The sequence below is a fragment of the Chryseobacterium viscerum genome (assembly GCF_002899945.2).
Classification (GTDB): Bacteria; Bacteroidota; Bacteroidia; order Flavobacteriales; family Weeksellaceae; genus Chryseobacterium; species Chryseobacterium viscerum.
Map to the genome: position 1 here is coordinate 233,578 of NZ_PPEG02000001.1, position 14,113 is coordinate 247,690.

At 35.6% G+C, this 14,113-nt stretch carries 15 protein-coding genes; 10 read left to right on the top strand and 5 right to left on the bottom strand.

The window, feature by feature from the left end; genetic code table 11:
• The first annotated feature begins 155 nt into the window (after positions 1-155).
• Genes C1634_RS01095 through C1634_RS01105 form a run of 3 tightly spaced genes read left to right on the top strand, consistent with a single transcriptional unit; the run spans position 156 to position 2,691 of the window.
• Complete coding sequence (locus C1634_RS01095) at positions 156-701, top strand: acyltransferase (RefSeq protein ID WP_103233971.1); 546 nt, start codon at positions 156-158, stop codon at positions 699-701.
• The gene (locus tag C1634_RS01100; RefSeq protein ID WP_109737788.1) at positions 698-1,537 is read left to right on the top strand and encodes a glycosyltransferase family 2 protein; all 840 of its coding nucleotides are present in this window, start codon (positions 698-700) and stop codon (positions 1,535-1,537) included. The genes C1634_RS01095 and C1634_RS01100 overlap by 4 nt, the downstream gene beginning before the upstream one ends.
• Positions 1,537-2,691, top strand: coding sequence for a glycosyltransferase (locus tag C1634_RS01105; protein WP_103233969.1), 1,155 nt, complete (start codon positions 1,537-1,539; stop codon positions 2,689-2,691). Before C1634_RS01100 ends, C1634_RS01105 begins: the two co-directional genes overlap by 1 nt.
• Before the next feature lies 1 nt (position 2,692).
• Here the strand turns inward: C1634_RS01105 and C1634_RS01110 are convergent, their stop codons facing one another.
• Genes C1634_RS01110 through C1634_RS01120 form a run of 3 tightly spaced genes read right to left on the bottom strand, consistent with a single transcriptional unit; the run spans position 2,693 to position 4,683 of the window.
• Positions 2,693-3,451 carry an SDR family NAD(P)-dependent oxidoreductase gene (locus C1634_RS01110; protein WP_103233968.1) on the bottom strand — a complete coding sequence of 253 codons (759 nt, stop codon included), beginning with the start codon at positions 3,449-3,451 and terminating at the stop codon, positions 2,693-2,695.
• On the bottom strand, positions 3,451-3,684 hold the full coding sequence (locus C1634_RS01115; protein ID WP_047380387.1) for a phosphopantetheine-binding protein: 234 nt from the start codon (positions 3,682-3,684) through the stop codon (positions 3,451-3,453). The genes C1634_RS01110 and C1634_RS01115 overlap by 1 nt, the downstream gene beginning before the upstream one ends.
• 27 nt (positions 3,685-3,711) lie before the next feature.
• Positions 3,712-4,683: a 3-oxoacyl-ACP synthase III family protein gene (locus C1634_RS01120; RefSeq protein ID WP_109737789.1), complete on the bottom strand. Its 972-nt coding sequence runs from the start codon at positions 4,681-4,683 to the stop codon at positions 3,712-3,714.
• Positions 4,684-4,736: 53 nt separating this feature from the next.
• Here C1634_RS01120 and C1634_RS01125 point away from each other — a divergent pair, with 53 nt between their 5' ends.
• From C1634_RS01125 to C1634_RS01140, 4 genes are all read left to right on the top strand, one after another.
• A complete protein-coding gene (locus tag C1634_RS01125) occupies positions 4,737-5,306 on the top strand; it encodes an acyltransferase (RefSeq protein WP_103235654.1) in 570 nt (189 codons plus the stop codon).
• A 37-nt stretch (positions 5,307-5,343) separates the two neighbouring features.
• Positions 5,344-6,492 (top strand): glycosyltransferase, encoded by a 1,149-nt coding sequence (locus C1634_RS01130; protein WP_109737790.1) that lies wholly within the window; start codon positions 5,344-5,346, stop codon positions 6,490-6,492.
• Positions 6,493-6,503: 11 nt separating this feature from the next.
• Positions 6,504-7,058, top strand: coding sequence for a serine O-acetyltransferase (locus C1634_RS01135; RefSeq protein ID WP_103234054.1), 555 nt, complete (start codon positions 6,504-6,506; stop codon positions 7,056-7,058).
• 533 nt (positions 7,059-7,591) lie between these two features.
• Entirely contained in the window at positions 7,592-9,085 is a 1,494-nt protein-coding gene (locus C1634_RS01140; RefSeq protein ID WP_103234055.1) for a phosphoethanolamine transferase, read from the top strand.
• Between the two features lie 7 nt (positions 9,086-9,092).
• Here the strand turns inward: C1634_RS01140 and C1634_RS01145 are convergent, their stop codons facing one another.
• Both C1634_RS01145 and C1634_RS01150 read right to left on the bottom strand, forming a co-directional pair.
• The gene (locus C1634_RS01145; protein WP_103234056.1) at positions 9,093-9,704 is read right to left on the bottom strand and encodes a DUF2306 domain-containing protein; all 612 of its coding nucleotides are present in this window, start codon (positions 9,702-9,704) and stop codon (positions 9,093-9,095) included.
• 122 nt (positions 9,705-9,826) lie between these two features.
• Positions 9,827-10,960: an AraC family transcriptional regulator gene (locus tag C1634_RS01150; RefSeq protein WP_103234057.1), complete on the bottom strand. Its 1,134-nt coding sequence runs from the start codon at positions 10,958-10,960 to the stop codon at positions 9,827-9,829.
• A 383-nt stretch (positions 10,961-11,343) separates the two neighbouring features.
• On the opposite strand from C1634_RS01150, the gene C1634_RS01155 reads away from it, so the two are divergent.
• From C1634_RS01155 to C1634_RS01165, 3 genes are all read left to right on the top strand, one after another.
• A complete protein-coding gene (locus tag C1634_RS01155; RefSeq protein WP_103234058.1) occupies positions 11,344-12,012 on the top strand; it encodes a carbonic anhydrase in 669 nt (222 codons plus the stop codon).
• A 21-nt stretch (positions 12,013-12,033) separates the two neighbouring features.
• Positions 12,034-12,333 (top strand): hypothetical protein, encoded by a 300-nt coding sequence (locus C1634_RS01160; protein WP_103234059.1) that lies wholly within the window; start codon positions 12,034-12,036, stop codon positions 12,331-12,333.
• A gap of 146 nt (positions 12,334-12,479) precedes the next feature.
• A complete protein-coding gene (locus C1634_RS01165; protein WP_103234060.1) occupies positions 12,480-14,072 on the top strand; it encodes a SulP family inorganic anion transporter in 1,593 nt (530 codons plus the stop codon).
• The last annotated feature ends 41 nt before the right edge of the window (positions 14,073-14,113 follow it).

Genomic DNA, 14,113 nt, shown 5'->3' on the forward strand with positions numbered 1-14,113 from the left:
AGATTTACTTTATCAAAACACAGCGATCTTCACTCTGAAAGCTGTTTTTATTTGATATAAAGTGTTAATTTTAAGGCACAAAAATAAGATTTATTCTTATAATTATGTAAAACAAATTATATTTGTAGACTACAAATGTGAAAATAAATTTAAGTATGCTATATGAAATTTTAGCAAAAATTCAACGAAAAAGCCAGATTTCTCGTCTCAAAAAACACCCTCATGTTTCTTTTAAGGGAATAAAACTTGGGATCAGTGATCATTTTGTTCTGCACGAAAACTTAAAGAAGGTTACCATTGGAAACTCAGTCAGTTTCCGAAATTATGTACACGTTCTTGTGCAGCAGAATGCTACTTTAGAAATCGGGAATCATTTTTTTATGAATAATTTCTGTTCCATCAACTGTCTGGATAGTATCTCCATAGGTGACAATACGTTATTCGGAGAAAATGTAAAGTTGTATGACCACAACCATGCCTATCAGACACATCCGGATTTTAAACTGTCTCACGCTGAGTTCACCACAGCTCCCATCAAAATAGGAAGTAATTGCTGGCTCGGGAGCAATGTAACCGTCTTAAAAGGGGTTACCATCGGAGATAACTGCATCATTGGAGCAGGATGTACCATTCACAAAGATATTCCTCCCAATACAACCGTAATCAATCATCAAGAATTAATATTTAAGGAACATTCATGAAGTTTTCGATTCTTATAGCCCATTATAATAACGCTCATTTTTTCAAAGACTGTTTTGAAAGCATCCTTCAACAGACGCACACAAACTGGGAAGCTGTAATTTTAGATGACGGTTCTTCTGAAGATGAAAAGAAAATGATACAGGAAATGATTTCAAAAGATAAAAGATTTAAATTTTTTGAAAATGAAAGAAATTCCGGTGTAGGAGTGACAAAAAGTAAACTGATTGAGCTGGCAGAAGGCGAAATATGTGGCTTTCTGGACCCGGATGATGCCATTACTCCGACAGCTATTGAAAAATGCATGGAGATCTTTCAGTCTAAAAAAAATACAGTCCTTACCTATTCAAGGTTTATGACCTGTGATCAGAACCTGAAGCCTATTTCTCCGTTCCGATCAGCAATGCAGGTTCCGAATAGTGATCCTTATTTTTTTAATTTCCCTATTCAGATTGCTCATTTCGTAACCTTCAGAAAAGCAGTTTATGAACTGACAGAAAAAATGAATCCGGATTTAAAGATCGGGGAAGATCAGGACTTGTATCTTAAAATATATGAAAAAGGAAAAGTTCAGTTCATTGATGAAACCAACTACCTTTACAGAACCCATCAGGGGGGAATTTCCCAGAATGACAATAAAAAGAAATCCCACGAGTATTTTGCCCAGGTGATTTTCAATACCATGAAGCGCAGAGGACTTACCTCCATCAACGGACAGAAAGTTCCCGACCAATATACCGGAGCGGATGAAATATTCGGATTGCTGCAATATCAGCACCAGCTGCCTTTCCGTATCAAGAAAAAAATAAAAATTACGTTACAATCAATCTTCGGTTAATGTTAGAAAAAAAAATAAAAATTTTGTTCAGGCACCGTTCCATGGAAATGGGAGGTGTAGAAAAAGTACTGTTGGGACTTCTCAACAATCTTAATCCTGACAAATTTGAAATGACGGTATGCCTTACTCTTAATCAGGGTAAATTGCGCGATGAACTTCCAAAACATATCAGAAAAGTATATCTTACGGATGGAAAAGAAGATTTTTCCACCAATTCTCTTTTACAAAAAATTCAGCTTGCCAAGAGAAGAATAAAGCTTCGTAAGCTGAAAAACAACCCAGCCATTGCAGACCGGCTTATCAATGATACTTTTGATATAGAAATCGGGATGGATTATAGGGATTATGATGCTATTCTTAATTCTACCCATAAGAATTCAAAAAAAATCGGCTGGTTTCACTCTGAAGTCAATGTCCCTAAATTTCAACCTCTGGTTCCCGATATTTTAAAGAGTTTTCCCCAGTTTGATCATATGGTGTACTGCTCGCACAAGATAAAAGATATGATGCATCAGTATTATCCTGATCTCAATTATCCGGCGGAAAGTGTTATTATCAATCCTATTCCTATCGAAGAAATCAAACATAAGGCAGAAGAAAAGCTTGAAACGTTCCCTGAAGGACCCGTTTTTGCCTCTATTGGAAGACTTCATTCAAGAAAAGGGTACCATAAACTTATTGAAGCCCATACAAGGCTTATCAATGAAGGATTTCATCACAGCATCATTGTTATTGGTGATGGTGACGAAATGAAAAACCTGATGGCTCAGGCAGCAAAAAATAATGTTGAAAAGACCTTTATTTTGGCCGGAAATAAGATGAATCCTTATCCTTACATCAAAAAGGCCGACTATTTTGTTCTTTCTTCCGAATCTGAAGCATGGCCTTTGGTGATTGCCGAAGCGTTAATTCTCCAGAAACCTATTATTGCCACGAATGTAGGAGATGTAGGCCTGATGATCAAAGACCGGGAAACGGGATACCTCATCAGCTATGAGGTAGATGAAATGTACTCAGCAATGAAAACATTCCTTACCGATCCCAGCCTTGTTCTCCATATTAGAGAGAATCTTAAAAATATTGAAAGTCAGTTTGACAATAAGAAAATATTTGACAGCGTAGAAAATATTATAGAAACGCTGCATAAAAAATAAGTTACTGTGCAGAATATCCTCCGTCTACTACGAGATTGGTCCCTGTGACCCATCTGGAGGCATCTGACAGCAGAAAAATACAAGCATTCGCTACATCTTTAGGGTCACCTATTCCGAGCGGATGCTTTTTTATGATTTCTGATGAAGCTTCTTCACCGATGTCTTCAAACATTTTTTCTAAAATCGGGGTATTTACCATTGCAGGACTTATACTATTGACCCGGATATTACTTCTGGAAAGTTCCATTGCCAATGAACGGGCTCCGGAAATAACAGCTCCTTTACTGGCAGAATAAGCCGCTTTACCAGCCTCTCCTACCATCCCTGCAACAGAAGAAATAAATACGAAACTGGAGGTTTCATCTTTATATTTTTTTAGAGATAAAATTTTAGCAATTTCAAGTCCGGCAATGACATTCACAGCAAAAATATCCTGATACAGCTGAGTATTGTGCTTTTTTAAAGGCAATGTTTTTTCGATGCCGGCACAGTGTATAAATCCTGATATTTTACCTAAAATCGAAACTTTATCCGCAATAATTCCTTCAAGGTTTTCAGATTGGGTAATATCTTCAGTAATGGTCTCTACTTTCGTTTCAGGATCCAGCATGGAAACGGTTTTCATCAGTTCCTCATGGTTTCTTCCTACAAGAATCAGATCGGCACCACTTCTGCTGCATTCTACAGAACAGCTTCTCCCGATGCCGGAAGAAGCTCCTGTAATAAGAATAATTTTATTTTTTAATGAGAAAACGTCCATTAATCTTCAAAATTTTCTTTCCCAATAACATTCATCAGATCTGAAACAGTCTCTATATCTTTAAAGTGTTTTGTATCAATTTTCTTGCTGAAATTTTCGTCTACAAACGCAATAACAGAAAGCAAACTGATAGAATCATAGCTCTCTAAAGATTTCAAATTCGTTTCAGTGGTTAATGTTTCATCTTCTTCCAATTCCTCTTGTAGTTTTTCTAAAAAAACGGATGTCTTCATATTTTATAATTTTAAATGTTTGTTCTCTTAAATTTCCATAATGGTGGCTCCCCATGAGTATCCTACCCCAAATCCTGCCATTAAAACTTTATCACCTTCCTTCAGCATTCCCTTATCCATCATATTCTTAAGGGCAATAGGAATTGTTGCAGAAACAGTATTCCCGGTTTTTTCCATATCAATATAAAACTTTTCTGCCGGTATTTTTGTTTTCTTTCTTAAATAATTAAGCATGAAAGAATTGGCCTGGTGAAAAACAAAATGATCAATATCATCCATCGTCATTCCATTTACTTCCAAAGTTTCTTTTACCAGTCCCGGGATATTTTCAATGGTGAAATTAAAAATTTCAGGACCATTCATATAAATATTTTCAGGGCTGAATTCATGCTCAGGATTCAGTTCAAAATCTCTTTTGAAGCCTCCTTTCTTCACAATAAGGTTTTCAGCACCACTTCCATCTGTTCCCAGACAGAATTGATAATCATTCCCTTCAGTTTTTTCAATAATTGCAGAAGCAGAGGCATCCCCGAATATACTTCGGTTTCCTTTATCATCAGGGTGAATATGTTTGGTATAGGTTTCTGAAGTCACCAAAAGAATGCTCTTTGCAATTCCTGCCGAGATCAGTCCTTTTGCAAAAGCCAGTCCATACACAAATCCTGAACAGCCTAAGTTAAAGTCTATGGCTCCAATGTTTTTTCTAAGACCCAATCTGTCCTGCAAAATACAGGCCGTTGTCGGCAGAAAATACTCGGGACTTTGGGTACAAAACAAAATGAAATCTACCTTGTTCCGGTCATAGTTTTCGAAAATTTTTTCTGAAGATTGTACCGCCATATCCAGCGCTGTTTCATTCTCAGAAGAGATATGACGCTGAGCGATGCCTACTTTCTCATGGATACGTTCGGAACTCCACTCGGGGAACAGTTTTTCAAGATCTTGGTTAGTTAACACCTGCTGAGGCAGATAATATTCTATTTTTGAAATTTTCATCATATTAATAAATTCTCTTTCTTTGCAAAAGTAACGAAAACAAATTTACACTTGTGATGATTTTTATATTCAGATTCCTATTAAAATTAGATTCTCTCTATCATTCTTTTTTGAATAGAGGAAGCCTTGAAGTGGCAAAATATAGAGGGATGAAAGTAGGTAAAAACTTCAATATGCCTGATAAAGTGTATTTCGGAACTGAACCCTACCTTATTGAGATTGGCGAGCATGTGAATATTGCCGGAGATGTAAGGTTTGTGAACCATGGTGGAACCACTACTCTATTGAGAAGACTTCCCGGATATGAAGATGCCAGAATTCTTGGGAGAATAAAAATCGGAAATAACTGTACCATCGGGCTCAATTGCGTGATCATGCAGGATGTACAGATTGGAAACAACTGTATTTTAGGAGCCAACTCAGTATTGTCACAGTCTATGCCGGACAATACAGTTTTTATTGGAAACCCTGCACAATTTCTGTGTACTATTGAAGATTATGGTGATATTGTCTTAAAAAACAATCCGGAATACCCCCGTGAATTGGAGAAAGACAGAAAAAAGCTGGATGCCTATATCAAAGAAAATCTTCCTCACAAGTATAAAAAAGCAAGAAAAATTAAATAAATTTAATCTTGTAAAATCATAAAAGACAAAAAACAAATTGAAAAAGAAAAAACTCCTCATTCGTATAGGTTCATTACGTCATGGTGGTGCTGAGAAGGTATTAATCAACTTTTTGAAGAATCTTCCTTCAGATAAGTATGAAGTAGATCTTCTTGTCAACCTTTATTCCGGAATATATATTAAAGAAGTTCCATCCTGGGTGACTCTATACTATTTAACAAAAGGAGAAATGATAACAACCAACAGGCTGCAGGACATCCCTGTGAAGGCGTACAGGGTTTTGTATCAGAAAATGTTTCTTTGGTTTCCTTCTCTTCTTTATAAATTTGTTTTAAAAAATAAAAAATACGATGTAGAAATTGCAGCCATTCATGCGATGCATCAGGAAATTCTGTCCAGCCCTCAAAAAGATTCAAAAAAAATTATCTGGGTACAGAATGATATTTTCAATCTAAAAGGATACACTCCGGAAGTCATCAGACAGTTTTTCAAATTTGACAGGATTCTTGTGATTTCCAACAAACTTCAGGAAGGTATGCACAACCTGGCCAAAAACGAAGTTGAAAAGGAGTCTGTCATCAAGATCTTTAATCCGATTGATAAGAATGATACCTTAAGAAAAGCGGATATTGAAATTAATGATTACCCGTTCAATACGGATCTTCCCACTTTTGTAACGGTAGGCACTGTATATCCGCAGAAGGGCTATGACCGGCTTTTAAATGTTCATAAAAAACTGATTGATGAGGGGTTGAAACATCAGCTTTTGATCATTGGTGACGGTTATGATTTTAACAATATTCAGGATCAGCTTAATCAATTGGGGCTTCAGGATACTGCAAAAATGCTGGGTTTCAGCAGCAATCCATATCCTTACATGAAAAAAGCAGATTTTTATATTATGTCTTCGCGCCATGAAGGGTTCCCTACCATCATTGCCGAAGCACTTATTCTCAATAAACCTATTTCTGCAACGGATATTTCCGGGATCAGAGATCTTCTGCAGGATGGAAGACTGGGAAATATCACCCCGAATTCCGAAGAAGGAATTTATGAAGGAATGAAAAAGTTTCTTACCGATAAAAATATATCTGAAGAGTACAAAAAAGAGATCTCAGAAACTGAACTTCCGTTTGTTTTAGAGAAATCTGTAGAGCATCTTCAGAAAATAATTGATGAAGTATAAAAATAATTACGATGGCCAATTATTCTATTATTCAAAAAGACTTTTACCGGGAAAGCGGAAAATGGCTTTCAAAGTTTGAAATCTGGAAAAAGTGCATTAATCCTAATCTTCATTTTGTATATGTCTTAAGGATGGCTCAGAAATATCAGAAGAGCCCTGTTTTGAATACTTTTTGGAGAATTGTATTAAGACATTATCAAATCAAATACGGCTTTCAGATTTATCCTGAGACCCAAATCGGGGAAGGTTTTTATCTGGGCCACTGGGGAAGTCTTGTCATCAACCCCAAAACCATTATTGGAAAAAACTGTAATATCGCACAGGGAGTCACAATAGGCCAGCAAAACCGTGGAAAAAATGAAGGTTCTCCTGTTATTGGCGATGAGGTATGGATAGGAACCAATGCCGTAATTGTAGGGGGTATCACAATTGGCGACAACGTATTGATCGTTCCAAATTCCTATGTCAATTTTGATGTTCCTTCCCATTCTGTTGTCATAGGAAACCCCGCTAAAATCATCCCTACAGAGAATGCCACAATGGATTATATCAACCGTAAAGTGTAGTAAATCCAACAGTTATAGTAAAAATTCTACTTGCATTTATCGGTAATTTCATTTACATTTGTAAAAAAAGTATTGTTTGGCTATGAAATAGCAACGTAATCATCTGATTTTATGAAAAATATAACATTTTATAACTCAGCTGACATCAATCCCTCAATACTGCTATTTCTGAAAAAAACCACTTAATATTAAAAACACAACCCAGGTCTTATTATTAATTTAAAAAAATAATTTTTGATGAAAAGAATACATCTTTACCCCTCCCATTCTTTATCTGCATTACCAACTCTATAATTAGATTTTCTACAGTAACTTAAAGTCTGGCGGAAAAGCAGCTCTCCACATGAAACTGTAACACCCCTCTTTAAAAGTTTTCTTTTTGAGTTGATATCATACTGCAACCCTTAGAATGAGTATCTTATATAAATTCTTTTCATGCAATACATGATTATGATATTCGGCAGACTCTTATCCGGAGGACTTTTGGGAAAGATTATTTAAAAAATTTATCTTAACAGAAAGCACATACAAATATGTTCAAAAAAATAATTCCTATTCTTCTCATTATAATATACCTCACAGGTTTTCTTCTTTCTTTCCCTTATATTTTTGATAATCTGTTCGGAGCGGAAAAACTGGACAGCATAAGAAATATTATTGAATACGGGATTATGTTTTGTTCTTTCCTTGTATTTAATGCCCTTCTTTTTAAGAATAAATATACTTCAGTCATTGCTGTTGTTCTCTGTTTATTATTGAGTATTAACTTTCTGATATCAGCATCCTGTTTCCTCATCTATCATTCCGGATTTAATGTAGGAATGGCCATCAGTATTCTTGAATCTAATCCCGATGAAGCAATGAGCATGTCTTATATGTTTATTCTTCCTGGTATTTTATTTTTTGTTTTTCTGGGAATGCTACTATACTCCGTGAATTACCTTAAAAAAGAAGTGGTCAAATTCGATGTTAAATTTATCATTATCGCATTATTATGGCTTATTCTTCCATTTGGATATCATCTAAAACACAAATACATAAGTAATAAAGGAGGAGGAAAAATGATTAAAAATGTATACTATCATTTATCCGATTTCAATACTGCATTGAATATACAGAGAGATATTAACGCAATTAAAAAGAATATCCCTGTTTTTAACCTCAAAAAAATACAGCCGGGGATAGAAAATGTAATTCTGATCATTGGAGAATCAGAAAGAAAACAGAATATGTCATTGTATGGATATTCTAAAAAAACAACTCCTTTTACGGATCAGCAAGCTGAAAATATGATGATTTTTGATCATGCTGTTTCGCCTGCGGGAATTACCAATCTAAGTGTTCCTCTAATGCTGTCGAGCATCCATCCGGATGAATTCAGATACCGCTATGATAAACTCTCCGACAATGTTATCAACATGGCCAATCAAGCCGGATACAATTCTTTCTGGCTGAGTACACAAGCGAGCTCTAGGGGAATAACCGCTATGGCTTCCCTATCCAAAAATAAAAAATGGGTAAACGGTTATGATGAAATAATTGTTCCTGAACTTAAAAAAGTCATTCAAAACCAAGGAGATAAATTTGTGGTTCTTCATATCATGGGAAGCCACCCCAATCCTTGCAACAGGCTCCCTCCTAATTGGAATTCTGAAGGCCTGAACTGCTATGACAGCTCTATCAAATATACAGATTATGTCTTCAAAAATATTTTCAGCACGTTGAAAAACACCAATTCCGTAGTCATCTACGCATCAGATCATGGACTGAAAATACAAGGAGACAAGCTATTACACGTAGACTCAAAAGAATCTACCCAGGTTCCATTTTTTATATGGTATGGTGATAAAGTACCGGCAGCCTACAGAGTTACCGGACATGAAACCAAGCAAACCCAAACAACTTATGCGTATCCTCTCATCATGAAATATATGGGTCTTGAACCTCCTCAGCATTATAAAAATGAAGGGAAGAAATATTTAAACTTAGAAATGAAGAGCATGGAATATGATAAATTGCCTGAGTAAATAGCCGTTAAGTTTGTATTGCTGCCGTTTTTCTATTGATAAAATAGGCAAACAGCAGATTAGGAACCCAGCACAGCCATGCTACGGCAATGTAAGAGTTATCAGGATCTCCGGTAATACTTTTTAGTAAAGGAAACCACAGCCTAAGGGTCACCGCTGCAAAGGTACAGGCATAGCTATAAGTCATCAATTGCTGATGCTGGATAATATTCTTTTGCTTAATCTGTACCACTGCGGCAAGAGTTGTCACGAGCCAGATGCATCCCAAACAGATAAACCCTATTACTGAAACCAGTCCTCCATTGGCATAAAAACCCATATAAATAGCTGAAATAGAACTTATGATCACAGCGATTATATAAAGAGCTCCTACTTTCCGGTGTATCCTTATATATTTATTTCTAAATGAGCTTCCAAACTGGCGCCAGCCTATAAAAAGTGCCAGACCGCCAAAAATAATATGCGCAAAAAATGCTGTTTTCCAAATGATATTATGAAGTACTTCAGCAGATTTTGAACCCAGAAAAGTATATTTGTGTTCGACGAAGGCATAAAGAAGAGGATAGGCCCCGATGAGCAATGCCAACACACACATGATTACAAATAATAATTTTTTCATAGTGACTGATTAATTTTTTTTGTAAAAATGAGGATTTTAAAAGCTCCAACTGTTCCAACATGAAAGGTGGAACCTATTTGTAAACTACTAAAATACAACACACTGCAAAACCTTAAGGCAAATTATTCCATATCAATAGTAATGCTTTGACTTTTTAGAAACTCTCTTGGTGAGCAGTTCATATATTTTTTAAAATTTCGGTTAAATGAAGTTTTTGAATTAAATCCACTCTCAAATGCCAATGAAAGAATGGTAAACTTTTCATTTTCGGGAAGTACCGCTATCCTTTTGAATTCATCAATCCGCTGACGATTGATATAATCATAAAAGTTTTTATTTTCTATTGAATTAATTGCCTGAGACAATACATTAGGGTGCACGTCTAATAGTGCCGCAGTATAATTCAGATTCAGCTCCGGATCCTTATAGAGTTTTTCTTTCTCCATCTTATCTACAAGCTTTTCATAAATAGCCATTATAGCATCCTCACCGGGAGAATTCTTCTGATACTTCACCGTCTCTTCATCAGCTATTTTTCCATCTATGGTATCAGCTGCAATAGGCAGATCCAGAATCCCAACACGACTTATTCCAAAGTAAGCAGCCACTACAATAAACAGAACCACGATAGAAAAAATAAGAATATCATTTCTAATAATCACGGCAACCCATATTAACGCTATCCCGGCAATAAGATAGTACAACCAGTTAAGGTTAATTTTCTCAGTGTTGGAATATTGGTTGGATATTCTTTTCGTGTATTTTCTAACGGCAAAAAGGCTTAAAGCAACATATACTATTCCTGATAGGATCATCATGTATTTGAGAACCCTGCTTATGAATACATACTCACTGTTTCCGCTTTGATAGACGGAAAGCCTATCCCAGGGAGATAAAATCAACAGTTTAAAAAGCATGAAAAAGACAATCAAAACAGGAATAAAATGCAGCAACCAGATCTTTTTGCCCGGATTTCTTCCTGTAACGCACAGAACATATACATACAACATGGGCCCATGGATAAATGGAAAGATAACTTCATAGCCCAGGAAATGAGGAAACTTCACATAACTACCCGAAAAAAATAAGATGAATAAGATAAGATGTAGTCCTATAATCAGGAACCATGCTGCCAATACATAATCAGCCATTATTTTTCTGCGTTTCCCCATAATCAGAAATGAAGAGAAACAGGCAATAAAAATTCCTGACAGATAAAATACTGAGGATAAAGATTGCAGACCAAAATCAGACATTAGATGGATAGATTAATCAGGCGGTTAAATTATTCATTTTTCGACATATCTACGCCCTTTTTAATTAATTCTCGTGAGGTAAATCTGTTATCCGGTAAATAATTAAGAATATTTTAATTCACAAATCTCAAATTTTAATTTATACTTTGTAATTTTATCTTAGTTTTTAAACGTTTGGATTGCCATATAGATCTCAATAACAGCATAGCAAATCATATCGAAATACGAATATGATTTTAAGCATATTTTAATATTAAACTTTGTTAAAAGTGATTGAATCTTTAACAAATATTATATTTTTGCATAATTATTGATTTAGTCTATTGATTTTGGAAATAATTTAAACGAAATAAATAATTATAAACTTTTAAAAATTTAAAATTATGTCACAATCGTACGAGGTTATTTTTGAAAACAATAGAAAATGGGTAGAGTCCAAAGTAGCAGAAGATCCAAACTTCTTTCAGGAACTTGCAAAAACTCAACATCCAGAATATCTGTACATCGGATGTTCGGACAGTAGAGCCACTGCAGAAGAATTGATGGGAGCAAAGCCTGGAGAAGTATTTGTTCACAGAAACATTGCTAATGTTATTAACACTTTAGATATGAGTTCCACAGCGGTTATTCAATATGCTGTAGAACATCTGAAAGTAAAACACATTATTGTTTGCGGGCATTACAACTGTGGCGGTGTAAAAGCAGCGATGACTCCTCAGGATTTAGGATTATTAAATCCATGGCTGAGAAACATTCGTGACGTTTACAGACTGCATCAGGCGGAACTGGATTCTCTTCAGGACGAAAGCAAGCGTTATGACAGACTTGTAGAACTTAATGTTCAGGAGCAGTGCATCAACGTGATCAAAATGGCCTGCGTACAGGAAAGGTATATTTTAGAAGAACAACCTATTGTACACGGCTGGGTATTTGACCTTAGAACAGGTAAGATCATTGATCTGGAGATTGATTTTGAGAAAATCTTAAAAGACATCCAAAAGATCTACAACCTTACGGGTTCTGATTGGGTAATGAGCAGAAAGACTGAATAGTTTTTCTAAAAAGAAGGTAAGATGAAATTCTGGAGTATTATTGTATTAACGTTTTTTCTCAATTTTACAGCGCTGCCAAGCATTGCTGCGGTAGCAGGCTGGGATATTGCAAGAACGAATATAATAATCAATGAAGAAGAACCTCATTCTCACCCAACCTCATTTATTGTTTACGAAAAGACCATTCCGAAACCTTTGGATGTTTTCGATTATCTTAAGTTTTCTGAACCTGATGTTCAGGGTGTGTCTTTTGTACTGATCGATGATTCTTTTCATCTGTCACCTTTACTTAGTATATTTTCTCCCCCTCCGGAAGCATAACTCCTATAGTTAGATTTTTTTGATACTTATTCCATATCATTTTTGATATCGGATACGCACGTACTTTAAAAATTATTTTTTTCAACTTCTTTGTAATTGACTTATTTAAAAATAAATAAGCCGGTTATACTTTACAGCTTCACATTATGAAAAAGACATCATTAATAGGAGGAATCAAGGAGAATATTCCTTCAGGACTCGTGGTATTTTTAGTAGCACTTCCGTTGTGTTTAGGAATTGCTTTAGCATCAGGTGCTCCCCCATTATCCGGTATTATTTCCGGTATTGTAGGCGGCCTGGTAGTAGGAACAATGAGTAACTCAAATATTTCAGTTTCCGGACCTGCAGCAGGTTTAACGGCAATTGTTTTAACAGCTATAACTGATCTTGGCGCATTTGAACTCTTCCTTTGTGCAGGGATCATCGCAGGACTCATTCAATTGGTTTTAGGGTTTGTAAGGGCTGGAAGTATTTCCAACTATTTCCCCAACAACGTTATTGAAGGAATGCTTGCTGCCATAGGGATCATTATTATTTTAAAACAGATTCCGCATGCTTTAGGATTCGATAAAGATTATGAAGGTCATGAATCGATCTTTGATAATGGCTTGAATTTCGGATATTTTGCAGAATTATTTGGGGCAATCCATCCGGGAGCCATCGTTATCACTTTAATTTCTGTAGCAGTTCTTATTGCATGGGATAAAATACACGTACTGAAAAGGATGAAACTGCTTCCAGGAGCGTTGGTTGCAGTCATTATAAGTATCCTTTTAAATCAGCTTTTTAAAATGTCCGGAAGTTCTCTGGCTATTGAAACCCAGCATTTGGTTTCTTTACCTATTCCAAAGACTTTTGATGATTTTAAAAACCTGATTACAACTCCGGATTTTAATGGTTTTACCAATCCTAAAGTATGGATTGTAGGAGCAACGATTGCTATTGTAGCATCTATTGAAACGCTGCTTTGTATTGAAGCATCAGACCGATTAGACCGACAAAGAAGAATTACGGATACCAATCTTGAGCTTAAAGCCCAGGGAATAGGAAATCTTATCAGTTCATTTATTGGTGGTCTTCCAATGACGTCTGTTGTAGTAAGAAGTTCTGCGAATGCTAATGCGGGAGCAACTTCTAAAATATCATCCATCATTCACGGGGTCTTCTTATTAATCTGTGTACTTTCTATTCCGGTTATTTTAAATTTAATTCCTCTCGCTACTTTGGCTGCGGTATTAATTTTAGTTGGATATAAGCTGGCAAAACCAGCTACGTTCAAGCATTTCTGGCATTTGGGTAAATTCCAGTTTATACCATTTGTAGCAACAGTTGTGGCGGTTGTAGCCACAGACTTATTAAAAGGAGTAGGAATTGGTCTTGCCATTTCTGTTTTCTATATTCTTCAGGGAAATATGAAAAGAGCGTATTATTTAAGCAGAGAAAGACTGGATAATGCCGATGGAATAAACATCAAACTGGCTGAAGAAGTATCATTTTTAAATAAAGCAGCTATCAAAAAAACACTTAAAAATATAAAACCAAATTCTACGGTTATCATTGATGCCCGAAACACATCATACATTGCAACAGATGTACTGGAAATGATTCAGGATTTTGCCAATATCAGGGCAAAAGAACAGGATATCAATGTTGAACTTCTAGGCTTTAAAACTTCATACCGAGATTACGAAAGAAGTGAGGATTCTCATATTTTAGTTACTCACAATAGAGCCATGTAATCTCATTCATCAATTTTTTTTTAACTTTAAATTCGAAAACA